Source organism: Bacteroides difficilis (assembly GCF_048319815.1).
In the GTDB taxonomy this organism is placed as follows: Bacteria; Bacteroidota; Bacteroidia; order Bacteroidales; family Bacteroidaceae; genus Bacteroides; species Bacteroides zhangwenhongii.
Window position 1 is genome coordinate 548,687 of record NZ_CP182814.1, and the last position, 19,137, is coordinate 567,823.

At 40.3% G+C, this 19,137-nt stretch carries 8 protein-coding genes; 1 reads left to right on the forward strand and 7 read right to left on the reverse strand.

What is annotated here, in order from left to right; translation table 11 throughout:
* Positions 1-7 precede the first annotated feature (7 nt).
* Positions 8-2,809 carry a glycoside hydrolase family 98 domain-containing protein gene (locus ACNOGP_RS02125; RefSeq protein WP_418213968.1) on the reverse strand — a complete coding sequence of 934 codons (2,802 nt, stop codon included), beginning with the start codon at positions 2,807-2,809 and terminating at the stop codon, positions 8-10.
* A gap of 296 nt (positions 2,810-3,105) precedes the next feature.
* On the opposite strand from ACNOGP_RS02125, the gene ACNOGP_RS02130 reads away from it, so the two are divergent.
* Entirely contained in the window at positions 3,106-5,574 is a 2,469-nt protein-coding gene (locus ACNOGP_RS02130; RefSeq protein ID WP_186966463.1) for a glycosyl hydrolase 115 family protein, read from the forward strand.
* A gap of 353 nt (positions 5,575-5,927) precedes the next feature.
* On the opposite strand, the gene ACNOGP_RS02135 is transcribed toward ACNOGP_RS02130, so the two are convergent.
* The 6 genes from ACNOGP_RS02135 to ACNOGP_RS02160 form a co-directional block, all read right to left on the reverse strand.
* Positions 5,928-6,347, reverse strand: coding sequence for a hypothetical protein (locus ACNOGP_RS02135; protein ID WP_272721400.1), 420 nt, complete (start codon positions 6,345-6,347; stop codon positions 5,928-5,930).
* 19 nt (positions 6,348-6,366) lie between these two features.
* The gene (locus tag ACNOGP_RS02140; RefSeq protein ID WP_418213969.1) at positions 6,367-8,346 is read right to left on the reverse strand and encodes a glycan-binding surface protein; all 1,980 of its coding nucleotides are present in this window, start codon (positions 8,344-8,346) and stop codon (positions 6,367-6,369) included.
* Positions 8,347-8,371: 25 nt separating this feature from the next.
* The gene (locus ACNOGP_RS02145; protein WP_186966460.1) at positions 8,372-9,733 is read right to left on the reverse strand and encodes a glycan-binding surface protein; all 1,362 of its coding nucleotides are present in this window, start codon (positions 9,731-9,733) and stop codon (positions 8,372-8,374) included.
* Positions 9,734-9,745: 12 nt separating this feature from the next.
* Entirely contained in the window at positions 9,746-11,596 is a 1,851-nt protein-coding gene (locus ACNOGP_RS02150) for a RagB/SusD family nutrient uptake outer membrane protein (protein ID WP_186966459.1), read from the reverse strand.
* A gap of 13 nt (positions 11,597-11,609) precedes the next feature.
* Entirely contained in the window at positions 11,610-14,894 is a 3,285-nt protein-coding gene (locus ACNOGP_RS02155; RefSeq protein ID WP_418213970.1) for a SusC/RagA family TonB-linked outer membrane protein, read from the reverse strand.
* Positions 14,895-15,089: 195 nt separating this feature from the next.
* Positions 15,090-19,070, reverse strand: coding sequence for a two-component regulator propeller domain-containing protein (locus tag ACNOGP_RS02160; protein ID WP_418213971.1), 3,981 nt, complete (start codon positions 19,068-19,070; stop codon positions 15,090-15,092).
* Positions 19,071-19,137: the final 67 nt, after the last annotated feature.

Sequence of the window (19,137 nt, forward strand, 5' to 3'; positions counted from 1 at the left end):
TTTATTATTACATTTTCTTTATAATGATATGATCCAAATAAAAGTCTCCCGGAGTACCGGCATTCGCACGAAGTTCAATACTATTGTCTCCTGCACGTAAGTTTACCGATTGAGTAATTGTCCTCCATGCACCGTCACTGTTTTCCGTTTGAACGAACTCCGGCGTCCCAACTTTACTCCCATTTACATACAAATCAATAGAGTTCACTGTCGCAACAGGTGATCTGTACTTTATCCGAAGTGAATACATTCCTCCACTCAAAACACGAACTCTATCTCTGACTGCTGCAGAAGAGTTGGTACCAAATTCGAGGTAGCCCAAAGCAGTATAATTATTGATTGACGCAGTAACAGCGTTTTTATGTATCCCGGCAATATTCTTATAATCGAAATGCTCTGCTTCATACTGAAGTTCCCCCTCATATATTTGTGGCGACTCCGGAACTGTTATAGTCGCAGCTCTATAAACAGTCTCCCTCCCCGTAGCATTTCCAGAACAATTGATGGTAATATCCAATGGCCCGTTGTGTGTCACAGTCAGTGTAAAAACTCCATTGGACCAGTCTTCCGTCACTTTACTAGCAGTATGTTTCGCCCTGTCAGTATACGAATAACCCGGTTTCGAAGAGCTACCATAAATCTTGACAACGTCTTTCTTCAATGAAGTATCCACATTATCATAATTCGTCAAATAAAAAGTCAACCTGTCGGCATATTCACGAATCACTCCCAACGAATATTTAGAGTAGCTAAGCTCCATTCGTTCGCACGTATTATATTTAAAAGGAATAGAAGCTTCCGATCTTTGTCCGGGATTATAAATTACCCATCCGTTTTCACTCCGTCCGGCATATAGCTCACCGGTATACTCTTGTGGGAACCAAGAATTAAACTCCCTGATCTTCGCTTGCGTATTACTCCATCTGCCCGTATACTCCGATTTATTTACTTTATAAACAAACGAATTCGCCTCTGCATCATTCAACTGATAAGCAACCGGAATAGTCGGATAACGTCCTGTCTTCTTAAAGAAATTCTCATTATAGCGGATATTTCCATCATCATCCATCCGATAAAGTCCTTCATACAAAGTTTCCGGAGTACAGTATTTATCTATATCATTACCTGAATTGACATCATGGATAATTATCACTTTGCTACGGTCAATCACCTCTTTCCGACTCATAATACGGATTGTTCCATCCAATATCTTACGGAAAATATCTACACTGATATTATCAAACTGTGAAAAGAACTCCCACCTTCTAGTCGTATATCCATCGTCTGCCTTCGTAGCGGAGACTTCACGATAACATTGCTTGGTAATAAGTTCCGGACCATCAATGACTGTTTGTCCCGTCAACATTACATGTTCCACTATAGGTATAGCCCCTGCAGGTACCGGAAAATTCTGGTCACCATTCAGTCCCTCCTTCCATCCACATTGGTCAAAACGGATACCATACTGTCCAGAGAATCCCGATAAATAAGCACCGAGGCAGGCACTCTCCGTATCAAAAAAGCCGTTCTTAGAAGTATATTTCTCACATAAGATAAAATTCTCCGGGTGCTGTCCGCAAGCATTGGCAAAGTTTGCATCCCGTTTCATCATTGCAATAGGATTCAAAGCAGCTCCCCAATAAGCATTACAAAAACTGACCATGAGATAACCTCCATATTTCCGGCATAATTTCATCAAGTGTGTCCAATGCACCAAACGTTGAGGATAGCTGACAGTAGCAGCACCTCCAAATCCCCAAAACTGCTCGCAATAATTAAAGCCGAGAAAATTAGGATAGTCCCGAAAGAACTCATTATAAGGACTATTTTCTATCTCCGAATCATCCGACAAATCCGGCAGATGACAATATGCTCCACTGGCAGGTTGCACCATTGCCCACACCCGGTTTTCGGCACACGTCCTTAACCACGATTTTGCCGTCTCGTAACCATATTGCACCTGATTCCACACCCCTTGTCCATCACGGCTGACAGATAGTGAGATATTGAATATTACATAAGGAAGAATATCTTTAGGGACCATATCTATTATCTTCTGTGGATCAGGGGTAAGCCATGTATCTATATGAATCAGCCATGCCGGTTGTTCCGGAGAAATCACCCGCCGTATACTTCCCGTAACCGGAGAGGGTCCATCCCCACCGTCCGCATTTACAGGTAATGTAATCTCTGGTGTTCCATCCGCAAATATAAATACAATATACTTCGGATCGGACACATCTACACGTTTAAAATTACTTTCGCCTTTTGATACTTGTACCTTTTCCGGCAAGATACGGGTAAGTCCTCCACTGGTGACTTTCCAATAGCCATCCTCTGTAATGCCGACTACAGGCGTTCGTCCCACTCCATCTATCACGGGAATCTTTTTATCAGTAGCTCCCACTGACAACCATTTCCCATCCAAGGTCCAATAATAAATACCTCCATATTCATCAGTACCTATTTGGGGTATATATCCGATTTCATCACTTTCCGTATTCAAAGCTGTCAATGTAGTCCGGATATTAGTAGTTGAGCCATCTGCAAACTCCAATCCATATCCTGTGCCATCGGTCAAAGCGGTATACGATTTAACACAGATTCCTTGCTTCAAAGCATTTACAATCAATTTCAACGACTTCGCATTTGCATTGATTTCGTCCAACATTTGTTCAGTATAATGAAAATCCGTCTCTGTAGGCGGCAGTTCGTCATCTTTACAACTAGCCAAGAGAACAATACTCCCCAATACTTCCAATAGAATAAATAAACGGAACTGTCTGTTTTTCAAAAATAGAAACTTCATAGGTTAATAATTTAGCCATTCAAAGATGGTATTATACAATAAATCAGTCCTACAAACATAAGTTTTAACTACTTAGCAAGCAAGAGTGGCATACAAGAATAAAAGATTTTGAAACATAACCAAAAGCATTTCCTTCTCAAAATCCTCCAAACTCATATACCTGTTCCATCAGAAAGTAAGACTTGTATCAATAACAAATACTAATGAAACACACAAAAACCGACACTACGCCAATACTGATTATCTTTGCAGCATACTAAAATATCAATAACCAATCATTCTTTAATTTTTAAACCATGAGAAAAGTATTCTTAACTTTGTATCTGTCAATAATTAGTTTGACCTGTTTCGCAGCGGATACATTTGTCGTATTCACACCGGAGCCACATCACTTTCCACTGATCACGAAAGGAGCTCCTTGTTCCATCGTAATGGATACAGCAGAAGATGAAGGAGTCAAAATGGCCATCAGCAATCTGCAACAGGATATCCGACAAGTATGCAATAACCAACCTGCCCTCTTGAATAATATTCCTGCAAAGCGTTGCGTTATTATAGGCAACTATCATTCAGCTATCATTCAAAAGTTAATCGCTGCCGGTAAAATAGATAAGGAGCAATTAATCAATAAAAACGAAAAGTTCCTCTTGCAAGTTATTGCCAAGCCGGCTGATGGAGTTGACGAAGCCCTAGTCATTGCCGGAAGCGATAAACGAGGCACGATATATGGTATCTACGAGCTTTCCAAGCAAATGGGGGTCTCTCCCTGGTATTGGTGGGCAGATGTACCTGTTATCCAACAGGAGAATGTATATATCAAACCGGGAATATACACAGACGGAGAACCGAAAGTTGAGTATCGGGGAATCTTCATCAATGACGAATGGCCGTCATTCGGAAATTGGGCTAAGGCTAAATTCGGAGGAATCAACAGCAAAGTATATAAACATGTCTTCGAGTTGGTATTACGTTTGAAGGGTAACTTTGTATGGCCTGCCATGTGGGGAAGTGCATTTTACGATGACGATCCTCAAAACGGACAATTGGCTAACACAATGGGAATCGTAATGGGGACTTCCCACCACGAACCGATGGCTCTGGCACAACAAGACTGGAAAAGACGTGGAAAAGGCGAATGGGATTACAACCATAACGCACAAAATTTACGGGATTTCTGGACGTACGGAATAGAGCGCGCCAAAAATTGGGAATCAGTCATTACTGTCGGTATGCGGGGTGATGGAGACGAGCCCATGAGTGAAGGAGCCAATATCAGTTTATTGGAAAATATAGTAAAAGACCAACGAAAAATCATAGAGAAAGTAACAGGCAAAAAAGCCAAAGAGACCCCACAGGTATGGGCACTATACAAAGAGGTGCAAGAATATTATGATAAAGGAATGCGTGTTCCCGATGATATTACCTTATTATTATGCGATGATAATTGGGGAAATGTGAGAAAACTTCCCAATTTGAACGAGAAGCCCCGTTCCGGTGGTTACGGAATGTATTATCATTTTGACTATGTAGGCGCTCCACGCAACTCTAAATGGATCAATATCAACCCGATACCACGTATATGGGAACAGATGAACCTCACCTACGAATATGGTGTACGCAAACTTTGGATTGTCAACGTAGGAGATTTAAAACCGATGGAGTACCCTATCACCTTTTTCCTGGATATGGCATGGAATCCGGAAAAATTCAATGCGCAGAATCTGCAACAGCATACAGAAGATTTCTGCGCACAACTGTTCGGAAGCCAATATGCCAAAGAAGCAGCCCGCATCCTTTCTCTTTATGCCAAATATAATCGTCGTGTCACCCCTGAAACGTTGAATGCCAAAACTTACAGTTTTAACTACGGAGAATGGGAACGGGTTGTAGACGAATACAACGCCCTAGCATTGGATGCCCATAATCTCGGCTTCCTATTACCGGCAACATATAGAGATACATACGACCAAATCATATCATATCCTGTACAAGCTTGTTCCAACCTCTACAATATGTATTATGCACAGGCCAAGAATCACGCATTGGCTGCCAAACTAGACCCGGAAGCAAATCAATGGGCAGATAAGGTAGAGTCTTGTTATCTACGCGACTCCCTATTGAGTCATTATTATAACAAAGTTATATCCAATGGAAAGTGGAATCACATGATGGATCAGATTCATATCGGATATACTTCATGGAACAACCCTCAAAAACAGATTATGCCTAAAGTAATACGTGTGCCGGAAAAAGAAAAAACATATACGTTCCAAGAAATTGACGGGTATGTAGCGATGGAAGCCGAACATTTCACACGTGCCATAGCTGAAGGAGAAACGTCTTGGAGTATTATCCCTGACTTTGGAAAAACATTGTCGGGAGTGACCACTATTCCCGTCACTAAAACGCCTGAGAAGATGTATCTAGAATATGATATCGAGATGAAAAAGACGGGTAAAGTGAGAGTAGAACTTCTACTTGCACCCACACTTAATTTCAATGACAATAAGGGGTTAAGTTATGCCATCAGCTTTGATGGGGAAAAAGAACAGATTATCAACTTTAACGGTCATTATAAAGGCGGTTTAGGCAAATGGCAAGCTAACCCGATTATCGAATCACGTTCTATCCATCAATTGGATAAGAAGGGCAAACACACTTTACGCATTCGCCCATTGAATCCGGGCATTGTCATTGAGAAAATCATGATTCATGCCGGAGGATTGAAAACCAGTTATTTAGGTGCACCGGAAACCTGTAAATAACATTAGCTGTAAAAGCGAGATTTCCTATCCAGCTATTGCTTTTCACTGATTATTTTTGTATCTTTAGAGAGTTTATACTTGTAAAGATAGTCAGTCACCTTATAAGATGATATTTATCACTTTATAAGGTGACATTTGTCTCTTTATAAAGTGCCCATTGTCCCCTTATAACGTGACAACTACCCAACTGCCTAAACCATGCTAAATTTGTGCACCCAAAAGCTTTAATCTCCGTAGGCCCCCCTTAAATAGTAGAAGAATATACCAAGATAAGAAACTCAAAAGAGCCGTCACAACATTACATCGTGACGGCTCTTTTCTCTAACTACTAAACTAACTACCTAATGATTTGATTAATCCACCTGATCTATCAATACAAACCTAACGATCTTAGCAAGTCCCGGCTTTGACTTCACCATATAAATAGCAGCAACTTTACGCATACCGTCAAATTCGCAGACAGCCTTTGTTTTCCCTCCTTCAATCTTTCCTACACAAGTACCTTTATCATCTCCATCATAAAGAACATGAACTTCTACACGTGAATCGGTCGGTTCTATTTCCAATATGATATAATTATAATCAGACAGTTCTACACCTTTACGGTTCTTCCAACCATATTGTCCATAACCATGGTCATAAGTAATTGTCCGTGTCTCCTTATCTCCTTTGGAGAAATAACCAAAAGTACGTGGAAACAGTTGAATTGGCTCCTCCTTTGCACTCACAGCTATCGCTGCAAATAAACATAAAACTAATAATATCTTTCTCATCGTTATCTATTAAAATTATTTATTCGTTATTTAATGAAAGCGGCACCAAACGCATATTGGCAAGGTTCATTTCAAAGTTTGTGATAGGTACACAATCCCATTGAGGATCCGGTTCTTCTTTATCTTTATACATTAAATTGCCATTAACAAAAGTAAAAAGGGAAGTATAAGCTGTGCCACTAGAATTCGCAGCATACTTGCTTAGCCACACACCTAATGTTAAGGTTTCTTTCTCACTCTCTGGCAATACAAAATCTGTGAATTTATAAGTAAAAGTATGCCATTCCTTCCCAAAAGCAAACTCTTTTTCCTTTTTCCAAGGTGCCATATTCAACACAGTAGGACCATTAACACTTCTATCCTTATTAACTCTCCAAGATAACACTCCACTATTCCAAGGGTTAGGCATATAGACATCTACCTGCATTACTACATCTTTCACCAAAGTATTTGCTGTTATTTCATGAGCCTCGTTATTTTTCAACACTTTTTCAACCTGCGCCTTTGTAGAGAATCTTAAGTATGCACCGTGTTTACCAAGATCCACAGGAATAGAAGCATTCTTGAAACATATAAAATAATCAGGATTTACAGGCTGTGTATCGTTATCCGGACGAGACGTCGGACTGTATAATGCTGATTTATTCTCAGCCATGGTTCCCGAAACCGATCCTAATTTTAATTCATCATCCGTAAATTCACGCAAAAATACCCCTTGCTTATAAAACATTACGATACCTTTTACAGTCGTTTCATTCCCCTCACTTACTATACGCAGATAACCCGCCTTATCACCAACTCCTTCCGGAACAAGTACATCAATTGAAGTTCCATCGCCTGCAGCCTTTTGAACATCACCTTTCTTTTCTCCATCAGGTGCGGGGAAGAACACTTCAGCGTCTTGAAGCAGATTCACACCCGTCAAACGAATTACATTACCCGGTTTAGGCATTGTGTAAGAGACAGCAGTCACACTAGGTACAAATCCCAGAAACTTGAAAGTTTTGCTAATTCCGGTTTCATCATAAGCATTCACTATCTTCAGAGTTCCTTCACCTACTTGAAATTCTTCTGTATCTGTGGGCACTGTAAATGTAATGCAAGAACTTTCTACAGAAGCGGGCTCTATATCTATTTGCTGTCCATTAAAACTCATTTTCTGAAATGTCGCAAAGTACTTTCCTACAATTTTAACCACAGTCCCTCGTCCTGCCTCTTCAATCTTATTGCCATTGGCATCTGTTATTTCAGTAATTTCAGCTTGTCTACCCGCTACCACACAATCAAAAGTCTTCGGACCGTCATAAGCAGTTGTTATTACTAACTTATTTAGACTGGCAGGATCACTCACAGCTTTTCCAAAAGGCATATCTTCCGGAATATCTACAATCAAAGCATCGTCATTAATGGTAGCCTTTGCCAAATCTATGTACATACCATTCATCTGCAATTCTTTTATGGTCTTCAGTCCATCACCTTCAATCCGAATCCGGCTGCCAATCAGTGCTTCTTCCACCATAGTCCATGTCCTACCTCCATTCTCTGTCAGCGACAGTCCGCTAACGGAAATCAACTTTCCGAAAAACTGGAAATCCTCTGCCGTACATATTGCAGCCCCAGCCTTATTTACAACTCTGACCAAATTAAGATTGACCTCCTTTACCTCTCCTTCATCCACGGGGATTTCCGGGATCACGAGTTCAATCGCATCCACTCCCGCCTGAAAACCAGCAACCTGCCCGCCATTGATATAAACAGCAATTGTTTTATCCATATTGGTTCCCTCAATACGCAAAGGAGAACCAATACGTACCATTTGACCCGCTTCTGGAATTGTCCACTCCTGACTTTCCTCATTCCATACACATACTTTCGTTATGGTAGGAGGAAGAATCTCTTCCACATTTTTTTCATCATCACTACACGAGAATACTCCCGTCAACATGATGGCCATAGTAAAAATGCACATCACAGATTGTATATATCTTAAAGATTTCATACCCTTCATTTTTTATAGTTATACATTACTCTCCCGGTGTTTCATAAGGCACTAAACGCAGATTAGTGACAAACAGCTGAAAGTTATCAACCTGCTTAATATTAGTGAGATTGGCATCATTCAGTATGTTATAGTTCAAAAAAGCGAACAATGAATGTACCTTGCTTCCTGACCAAGCATCAATGGCTTCGCCCAATATTGAATATTTAGTATGTATAGGGAAAGTCACCGTTTTCCAACCTCCGGCAAAATCGTACGGTTTATTGTTTGCCCACGCAGCAACATTCCATGCACTCGCACCATTCCCCTTACTTCCACCCTTGTCCATGCGCCAAGCTACCACTCCGGTACTCCAAGGCTGATTTATATAAATATCAGCCTGCAGAGCAACTTTACGCGCATCGGTTTCTCTCGCAAATTCCCCATTGCTATGTTCGACTAAATAAGCTAATTGCTTGCCCGTACTGAAACGGAAGAAACCGAACGTGTCGTCATTCCCTGTTGCTATCGGGAGTGTAGCAGGGGTTTCCGGCATACAGAAGATATAATCTCTGGCTCCTTCGGGTAAGGAGGGTATAGTGATTGAAGATATAGGATAATATTTACAGTTCTTCGGACTGTTCAAGCTCTCATTTAGCCCATAATCCAAAGCAGTCGTACCATCATAATCATGCACAAACATGGCTTTATCATAGAACATATAATTAGGGGTATAATAGTTTTCACCCATATCTGCCAATTCAACGCGAATAGAGCCACTACGTTCGCCCACTCCCTGAGGAACTTTTACACGAATCCGCGTGCCATCTTCAGTCACAGTCATATCTTCACCGCCTTCAATAAAAGGAACAGCTACTTCATTTCCATCATTTCCGGGAAAATAAACGGCTGTGGCACCATTCAGATATTTACCGATAATAGTAATAAAATCACCGGATTCAGGCAAAGTAAAAGAGACATCTGTGATACCCGGCATTTTATTGATATCCTTAAAGATAAAGTTCCGATAAATTCCCTCTCCATGTGAAGTTATTACTTTAATTGTATTCCGTAAGGATTCATCTTCCACTTCATTCGCTATCGGAACACCGCTTGGGACACGAAATGTCAAATGTGCATCATCCATATAAGTAGCATTGTATTCGGTAACCCGCATTCCATTGCAGTAAATGGCACGTAACCCACTAAAACCGCAACCATCCAAACGAATCCAATTGCCTGTGTATACAGAAGTAATTTGTTTCGCCTCTTCACCTAACATATTACTCCATACACTATATATCCTTACATCGTCATCATCATCCGAACATGAGTACACTCCCAATAATGGGAACAACAGCATACCGGTCAACAAGAAATTCCAAAGTATATTATTTGTCTTTTTCATAACAGTATTCAATTATTTATTAAAGTCATAAATGATAGGCGCCGCTTTCAGTAACGGATCGCGCGTACTCTCTGCTTCCGGATAAGGGAAGGCCCACACATTATCATCCGACTTATCCGAATGAACGTAGTCACCTTCCGCCAATGGAGTATGAGTAGCCCGGATTGCCAGTTTAGAACCATCGGACTGACGGGGACTATCAGAACTGAACTCAGGAATAAGGGTGGTTTTGTTCAATGCATAGTAGTAAGCATACCAGCGATTGCTATCCCACTCGTCTCCACGTACCTCTTCTCCCTCATCATTTGTTACGGTATAAAATAATTCATTATTTATAAATTGAGTCACCCAATTCATATCATAGAATGAACGTCTGACCAGAATTGGCCACCAAAGTCCTTCCATAAAAAGTTCCATTCTATATTCTCTCATCAAGTCATTGCGAGTAAGATAGTAAGTCTTAATCTTAAATTCCGGATCATTCTCCATTTCCAGCCGATAAGCCCGGCGCTTCACATCGTCATAATATGACAATGCCTCTTCATCTGTCAGTTCATCGTTTACTCCCATACATGCTTCTACATAGAGCAGGTAAACCTCCGCCATACGCAACATTGGGGTACTGAATCCGGAGTTGCCGTTAATAGCGATATTGTTTGTATCCTCCGGACTACCAACTATCTGTTTTTTAAATGCTGTTTTCTTGCCGGTTTCTATTCCTTTCAACTTCTGCCCACTCTTATAGCCTGCACTCCAGGCTCCTTCCGCAGTATGAGTACCAATATAGCTATATGTTTGTCCCGGATAAAGCACATTGGCACGCAGACGTGAAAGTCCTCCGGAGTTTATCATCATACGCAAGCAATCATAAGAAATGTAAGATGCATTATACGCACTGAACCCATTAAGTAAATCCGAATAAGAACAGAGCCCCTGTCCGTTGCTATTTCCCATACCATAGACATCTACACCTTTCAAGGGTTGTAATGCGAACAGTACCTCCTTACAATTATTGTTCTGAACACGGAAAATCTGCTCATAATCCTCCATCAGTCCGTAACGGCTTTGTCCGGTGATTACATTACCGGCAGCTTCTTTCGCCAGATCGTAGAGCTTCTCCGCCAAATCAAGATTATCACTCGCTTCATAATAATCCATCGTTGTTTGTGAACAATGTCCGCCACGTGCATAAGCAGCTAATGTCACATAATAGCGTGCCAAAAGGCCTTCAGCAGAATATTTGGTCACTCGTCCGTCCACATCCGAAACCGGTAAATACTCCGTCGCATAAACCAAATCACGTATACCATACCGAATCACGTCCTCAAAACGAGTGGGAGCTACATTGACTGTTTGAGTATATGCTACCGGATCTTCTATTAAAGGAACATCATGCCAATAGGAGGCCAAGTAATAATAAGCAGCCGCACGCATAAAACGGGCTTCTCCTTCACAAATATTCGCCTGCGATTCATCAAAGTGCTGACGTCCTTGCGGAGCATAGTCATTGATAATATAATCCGCCTGAGTAATAACTGTGTAAAGCGAATTCCACGCATTACTCAATCCCGGAGTATTCGGCTTATCCGTAAAAAGACAGAAAGGAGCATATCCCCGTTCATTGTTGTTGTCCCCATAGATATTATTTCCACGGGCATCGCCAAAACTGAATAAATAAGTACTGTGAAAACCAAACCATGGTCTCATATAGAGATAAGCTGTTGCCTGACGCAGTTCATCGTAAGTTGTGAATGCTTTAGCTGTTTCTTTTTGATTGGAAGCATCGACTTGCAAAAAATCATCGCAAGATGTAAACATTGCTGTTGTCAGTCCCAACACTATTGATAATATATATTTTTTCATGGAAATATTCTATTTAGAAAGTTAAGTCTATACCAAACGTGTAAATTCTCGGAGAAGGACAACGTCCCGTATCTACACCGTACATCAGCATACTCTGACCGGAATAGGAATATTGTGCTTGGGTAGAGCCTATTTCTGGATCATAACCACTATAGCCGGTAAATGTATACACATTCTTAATATTTGCATAGACACGTGCATTCTCTATTTTCAATTTACGCAACCAACTTTTAGGCAATGTATAACCGAAAACAATATTCTGTATACGCAAGAAAGAAGCGTCTTCAACTATACGGTTGCTGATACGGTCATTATCATTTGCGTCATTTACAGACATACGGGGTTGGCTCGGATTTGCCCCCGGCAAAATACAAATATTCCAAACGTTATTGTTAGCAGAATTGCCGTCAATATATCCCAAGCGAGCATAATTATTAACTTCCTGGTGTACATTACCACTTGAATTCGGATTCTTCAAACGACGAGACAAATAGTTCATTGCCTTATTCCCTTGCGAGCCATACAAGAAGATGGAAAGATCGAAATTCTTATACTTAAATGTATTATTAATACCATAAGTAAACTTTGGTAACGGACTTCCCAAGAAGGTCTGGTCCTTCTCATCAATGATACCGTCATTGTTTACGTCCTCAAAAATATAGTCTCCAATATATACTTGCTTTACCAAGCTACCTTTATCCGTACCGGCATTCACAACGCAATCGCCTGTTCTCAATACAGGAGTCGCTATTTTCACAGTACTGGTTCCGTCTCCGTTATCTATCAGATAATCAGAAGCCGTATTTATCCGTCCTATCACTTTATAGCCGTAAAACTGGCTTACCGGATGTCCTATTGCTGTACGAGTGACCACATTTGTCTCCCCACTTTGCTGATAAGTCTTATCAATAAAAGCGTTTTCCGTATTCATAGCCACTACTTTGTTACGATTCAAACTGAATGTCACATTCGTACGCCATTGAAAATCACGGTTAGAAATATTGACTGTGTTCAACGTAAATTCAAATCCCTTATTTTGCATAGAACCTATATTGGCCCATTGTGCAGTGGCAGCACCAGTACCAGTGGTTCCAACGTAACCGGGAAAATCTTGTTGTAATAACAAATCTTTGGTTTTCTTTATATAAGCATCAAAGATAAATTCCACACGATTGTTGAAGAGATTCAGATCAAGTCCCGCATTCCATGAGCGTGTGCTTTCCCATGTCAAATCCGGATTAGCTATATTAGCCGTTTGTATACTATTCCCCCAGATAGACTGAACGAAATTCCCCATCCGTTGGTAAGCAAACGAACTGACATTCGAGTTGCCAACTTCCCCGTAACTAACCCTGAACTTAAGGTTATTGATAACATCTTTCAACGGACGCCAAAAACGTTCTTCAGAAACACGCCATGCCAAAGCTACTGAAGGAAAAGTTCCCCATTGATTGCCTTTGGCAAAATTAGAAGTTCCATCGCGCCGTATAGTAGCAGTCATTTGATAGCGGTTGTTATAGCTATAAAATAAACGGCTAAAGAATGACAGGTAAGTCGTTTTACTTCCTCTTCCACTATTTGTAGCATAAACAGCATCACCTGCATCCAGGTCTGTCAGTACTGCATCTCCATGAGTACGTTTACCTTGCAGATAGTCAGACTTCCGCGAAGTCATCTCATGTCCCAACATCCAACTTACCTTATGCTTTCTGGCAAAAGTCTTATCCATTGTCAACACATTTTTCCATCCCCAATAGAGACCATAGTTTTTGGAATGTTCATTGGTCGAATAAGGGTTCTTAGACCATCCTAGTTCATATTGAGGCAGAAAGTATTGATAATTATCCAAACTACCGTCAGCTGTAAAGTCTGTCCGGTATGTCAGCCATTTTACAGGATTGATCTTCATAAATAAATTGGCCCGTACTCCACCTTTCTCATTATTACGCTGAGTCAGTGACGCTAACGCTACCGGATTACTATAACTACTTAGAAATTCCTGATCATTATCCGAAGGCCCTGTAAAATTTCCTCCATTATCACGTACCGGAACATCCGGTGCCTGATAAAGTGCATTCGGAATAATAGACCAGCTGGCCATCCCCGTACTTTGCTTGGTATAAGAAACATTCACCGTACCACCAAAACGTACCTTTGACGTAGCCTGTATTTCGGTAGCCGTACGGAATGTATAACGTTCAAAATCCGAACCAATACAAATACCATCTTGTCCGGTATATCCACCTGAGATGTTATAAGTCACCGTCTTAGTACCTCCGCGAACTGAGATATTATAATTTTGCAGCAACGCTTTACGGAATATTTCATCTTGCCAGTCGGTTCCACTTCCCAAAGTTTCAGGATGACTGAAAGCATCCTTTACCTTGCTTGCATCTAAAAGAGCATATAACTCGTTATAATGACGGGCATATCCTCTCAAATCCATCATATCAATTTTATTAGGCAATTCCTGCACACCGGCAGAAGCTTGAAAATTAACTCTAGGCTTTCCGCTAACACCCGCCTTCATCGATATAAGTATCACTCCATTAGCCGCTTGAGCCCCATAAATAGCCGTGGCAGAAGCATCTTTCAGAATCTCGATACTCTCAATATCGGCCGGGTTGATACCTGCAATCGCATTACTTGTATTCGATCCTGTCTCACCGGAGATAATTACACCGTCAACCACATAAATAGGTTCGTTGGTACTATTCAAAGAATTCACGCCACGAATCTGAATGGATGTACCACCACCGGGAACACCTGAGTTTTGTGTCATTTGCAAACCGGCAGCACGTCCTTGTAAGGCCTGGTCGATAGTAGAAGCCATTGATTCCTCAATAGCTTTGGCGTTCACTGAAACAACAGATCCTGTCAGGTCCCCGCGTTTCATCGTTCCATACCCAATTGCAACAACTTCATCCAACATTTTCGCATCATTCTGCATCGACACATTCAACTGACCACCTTTGGTCACTTTACGTTGCATCGGTTTCATCCCGACATACGAAAATGAGATGGTAGCTCCCGGAGACAAACTCAATGTATACTTACCATTTACATCGGTAATAGTCCCTTTACTCGTTCCTTTGACTTGAATACTAACTCCAATCAAAGGTTCTCCATTCTCATCTGTAACTGTACCGGTAATCGTAATCTTCTCTTCCGACACAGACTGTGCAATAGGGAATGACGAAGCTCCAACTGCAATAGACGCAGGAGTGACTGCATAAACGACACCGGCCGAAAGCAATCCTGCGAGCATTGTACATCTAAATAAATAATTGTTCTTCATACATATTATATTTAAACTGATAATAAACTATAAGCCAACAAATTTTGTATTGGTTGATTCTTATACAGTTTCAACCGATACAAAATTATGAACTTACACCCTATTACACTCTGTACTATGTTACAAGAGATTTTTTATTTGTACTATAGTTTTTTTAGAATGTTTCAATCCTTTTTAAAAATGATTCCCCGCAGGTTATTTCGTTTCCTTTCCTTCAAAAGACGAAGTATCTTGGGCGGATTCAATATACTCTGTGGGAGTTACTCCATATTGTTTTTTAAAGACAGTTGAAAAATTCGCCTGATTATCAAATCCCACCGCATCAGCAACTTCTGCAATATTCAATTTACGCTCCCGCAACAAGGCAGCCGCCTTCTTCATACGCAAATTACGAATAAAAGTCGAAGCCGGAACACCGGTTATGTCCTTCAACTTACGATGAAGCTGAACCCGACTGAGCCCCACCTCTCTAGCCATCATTTCTACATTAAACTCCGGGTCAGCCATATATTTATTCACAACACTCATTACACGCTCCATCAAACGTTCATCACCGGATTTATTTTCAGTAAATTCAATTTTACCTTCCTGGTCCTGTGCACCCGAATATTTCCCTCTCAATAACAGCCGGGTATCAATCAGGTTTTTAATGTGAATCCTTAACTCCTCTATATTAAACGGCTTAGCCAAATAAACATCAGCTCCCTTGCTTAATCCTTGTATACGGTCTTTATAATCCGCCTTCGATGTCAATAAGATTACCGGTATATGGCTGACATTCGGATTCCCACGAAGAGCTTTCAACATGGAGATACCATCCATTTCGGGCATAATCACATCAGAAATGACAAGATCAGGCTGATACTTCAATATGGCTTGAATTCCCTCCTTCCCATTGCGACATACGAATACCTTATATTGTTGTCCTAACTCTGCCTCCAGAAAATTACGGATCTCGTCATCATCATCTACAATAATGATCTTATTATTCGTCTTATGATATTTCACTTTAACGGCTTCCTCTTCTTCCACTGCTGGCAATGTAAATGCAGGTGTAACTATTCGTGAAGGCACAGTCTCTTCATTTTCCAATTCATTTTTCTTCAGATGATCCTTTCCAAACGGCAAGTGAATGACAAAACTACTTCCCTGTCCGTCTTTACGGTTAGAAGCATAAATAATGCCATGATGAAGTTTGACAATCATACGACACAAATTTAATCCTATGCCAAATCCCAAACTTCCGTTTGAATTATTGGGAGCCTGATAAAAACGCTCAAATATCTTTTCCAGTTTGCTTGCATCAATACCCGTTCCAGTATCTGCTACTTCAATCTCCAGATAATGACGCAAAGTATCTGTCGCATATTCATTAACCTTTTCATGCAGGCATATCTTAATCTCACCGCCATCCGGTGTATATTTAAAAGCGTTTGACAAGAGATTCACTAGCACTTTATCAAAATTGTTACGGTCCACCCAAGCTTGCATTATTTCCCGGTCATGCTCGAAAAGCAATCTGATATTCCTTTTCTGTGCCTGATAATCAAACAAGGAAATCAGTTCCTCAATAAAGCCTACCATATCGGTTTCCCTGCAATGTATATGCAATTGCCCTTTTTCAATTTTACGCATATCCAATAACTGATTCATCAGATTGACAATCCGATTGGCATTTTTCTGCATCAAACGCAACAGTTTCATTGTATCCGGATCATAATCACGTTTCAACAGACTCTCCAACGGACTAATAATCAAAGTCATCGGTGAACGTATTTCATGCGACAAATTAATAAACAACTTTATTTTCTCTTCATTCAGATTTTTCTGATGGCGACGCCTAAGCATCAAATAGATTTGTCCCAACGCAGTCACTACCAACAGAACATAGCAGATATAGGCAGGCAAAGAACGCCACCAGGGTGCTGCGATAGAGATATAAAACACTTTCACCGGACTATATTGCCCGTTTTCACAAGCACGTACCTCAAGTGTATAGTTACCTGAACTTAGATGATTGTATGTAATCTGATTAACCCCCAATTGGGTGGCGGTCCATTCTTTTCCATATTCCCTAATACGGTATTCATAAAAAATATTATCCACATTCTTATAATCGAACGTAGAAAATTCAAGCATAAACGTATTGTCCTCATAAGCCAAACGGATATCATTTGCCTGCGTTGCAACCGTTTCAATAATGGGCCGACTTCCCGATTTTTGCCCCACAGTCACAGCCTTTCCACCAAGATAGAGATTAGAAAGAACGACTTCGAGTTGCTTTTGCTGTTGCACGATACTGTCCGGATGAAAATAAGTTATCCCCTTGATACCCCCTAAATAAATCATTCCATCCATAGACTGAAAACTGGCTCCCGGCATATATTCGTTATCAACAAGTCCACGCTCCGAATAGTAAGAGACAATTCTATTTTCATCTACATTTACCAGATTGATTCCCTTCAAAGTACTACACCAGATATTACCATGTTCATCCTCCGCTACCCCATATACAAAGTTATTGGAAAGGCCGTCCTCCATATCATAATGTTTCAGTATCTTCCGGGATGGATTATAACAAAGAAGACCTTTGTTAGTACCCGCCCATATGTTACCCTTTACATCTTCCAACAATGAATAAGTAATAAAGCCACAGAACTCTGCGGATAAATGTTTGAACCCTTTAATCCGTGGATCGAAACAATCTATTCCATAACAATGACCTATCCACAGAAGCTCCTCCGAACTATAAATGAATGAATTAATCCAATTGTTTTTCAATTCCGTCAATGAACTTGTATAGTTAGTCACAGTCCGCGTAGGCAGATGATATTGCATAAAACCACTACCATAAACTGAAAAATACAGGTTTTCTCTATCATCCCCTATTATATCTTTAATATCCTTGTTTTTTATTTCCGGAAATAAAGAGATCACTTTCCCATTAGGTTCCTCCATAAAGATGCCACAGAACCGTCCTCCAAACCATAAATTATCATTATCATCCTTATACATTGAAGAGAAAGTTCGTTTCTCAAATAAATGCCCGACAATATTACCTTTTGAATTAATCTGAAAAATCCCTGCATTTTCTACTCCTCCGAGTATGTTACCATCTCTGTCTTTAGCAATGGTAGTAACAACACTTGCAGACGGATATTCGCGTTCCGGAACATTCCAAAAATGAAAAGGAGTCGGCTCTTTTGATATCATAACTACTCCTTTATGATAACATCCCAGCCATAGATTCATATCACGGTCTTCATAAACAGTTGAAATCTTGGCATAATTCAAATCAAAAAACGGAAGTGAAAACGGCTCTGAATACAACTCAGCCAAGTCCGATGAAATAGTTTTCAACCCTTTGCCATAAGTTGCCACATAACTTGTCCCATCCTTACAAGTTAGCACAGAACGGGCAGGCAACCAATTCTCATTATGTTTAAACTCAATAAATTTATCATGTTCTCTATCGTAAGAATAAACCGAAATAGCAGTAGCAATCAACAGGTTACCATCGGTATCCTCTGTGATACAAGAAATAATAGAACCTCCTTTAAGAGCATCATTCTTATACATTTTACTTTGGTGAGTAGCTGGATCATAACACAATAATCCGACATTATCCACTCCAATCCAAACATTCCCTTCTTTATCTTCGTAAATAGCTCCATAATGAGAGTAGTCTGCAGTCTCAGGCACATCCGTAATCCGTACCGCTACTTTTGTATTTTTGGGAATACAAAAAAGTCCTCTTCCTGAAGAGGCTACCCAAATATCACCGGAACGTAGTTGTGTTATCTTCTTCACATGTAACGGAATATTCTCATCAAAGGTAATATGCCGGAAGTTGTTTTCTTCCGGCACATAATATTGCAGTCCACTGACACTACCAACCCATAAAGTGCCCTCCTTATCAAGCATCAATGTCTTAACCGAATTATCTAACAAGGAAGTACTATCTCTCTGACTATTATAATAATGGGTGAATTGTATTCCATTAAATTTATTCAAGCCATAGTCAGTACCAATCCATATAAAACCATCTTTATCCTGACAAATAGACGTAACAAGGTCACACGTCAATTGCTTGGAATCATAGAACAATATATTCTCTGCTGTTAGTCGGGCAAAGCCAGCCAAACAAATAAGCATCAATGATAGTAGTCTTTTCATAGCAATCTGTTTTTCATTAATTCTGCAAATAAACTATTTTTTTTGCAAGTTAGAGCATATTCATTCT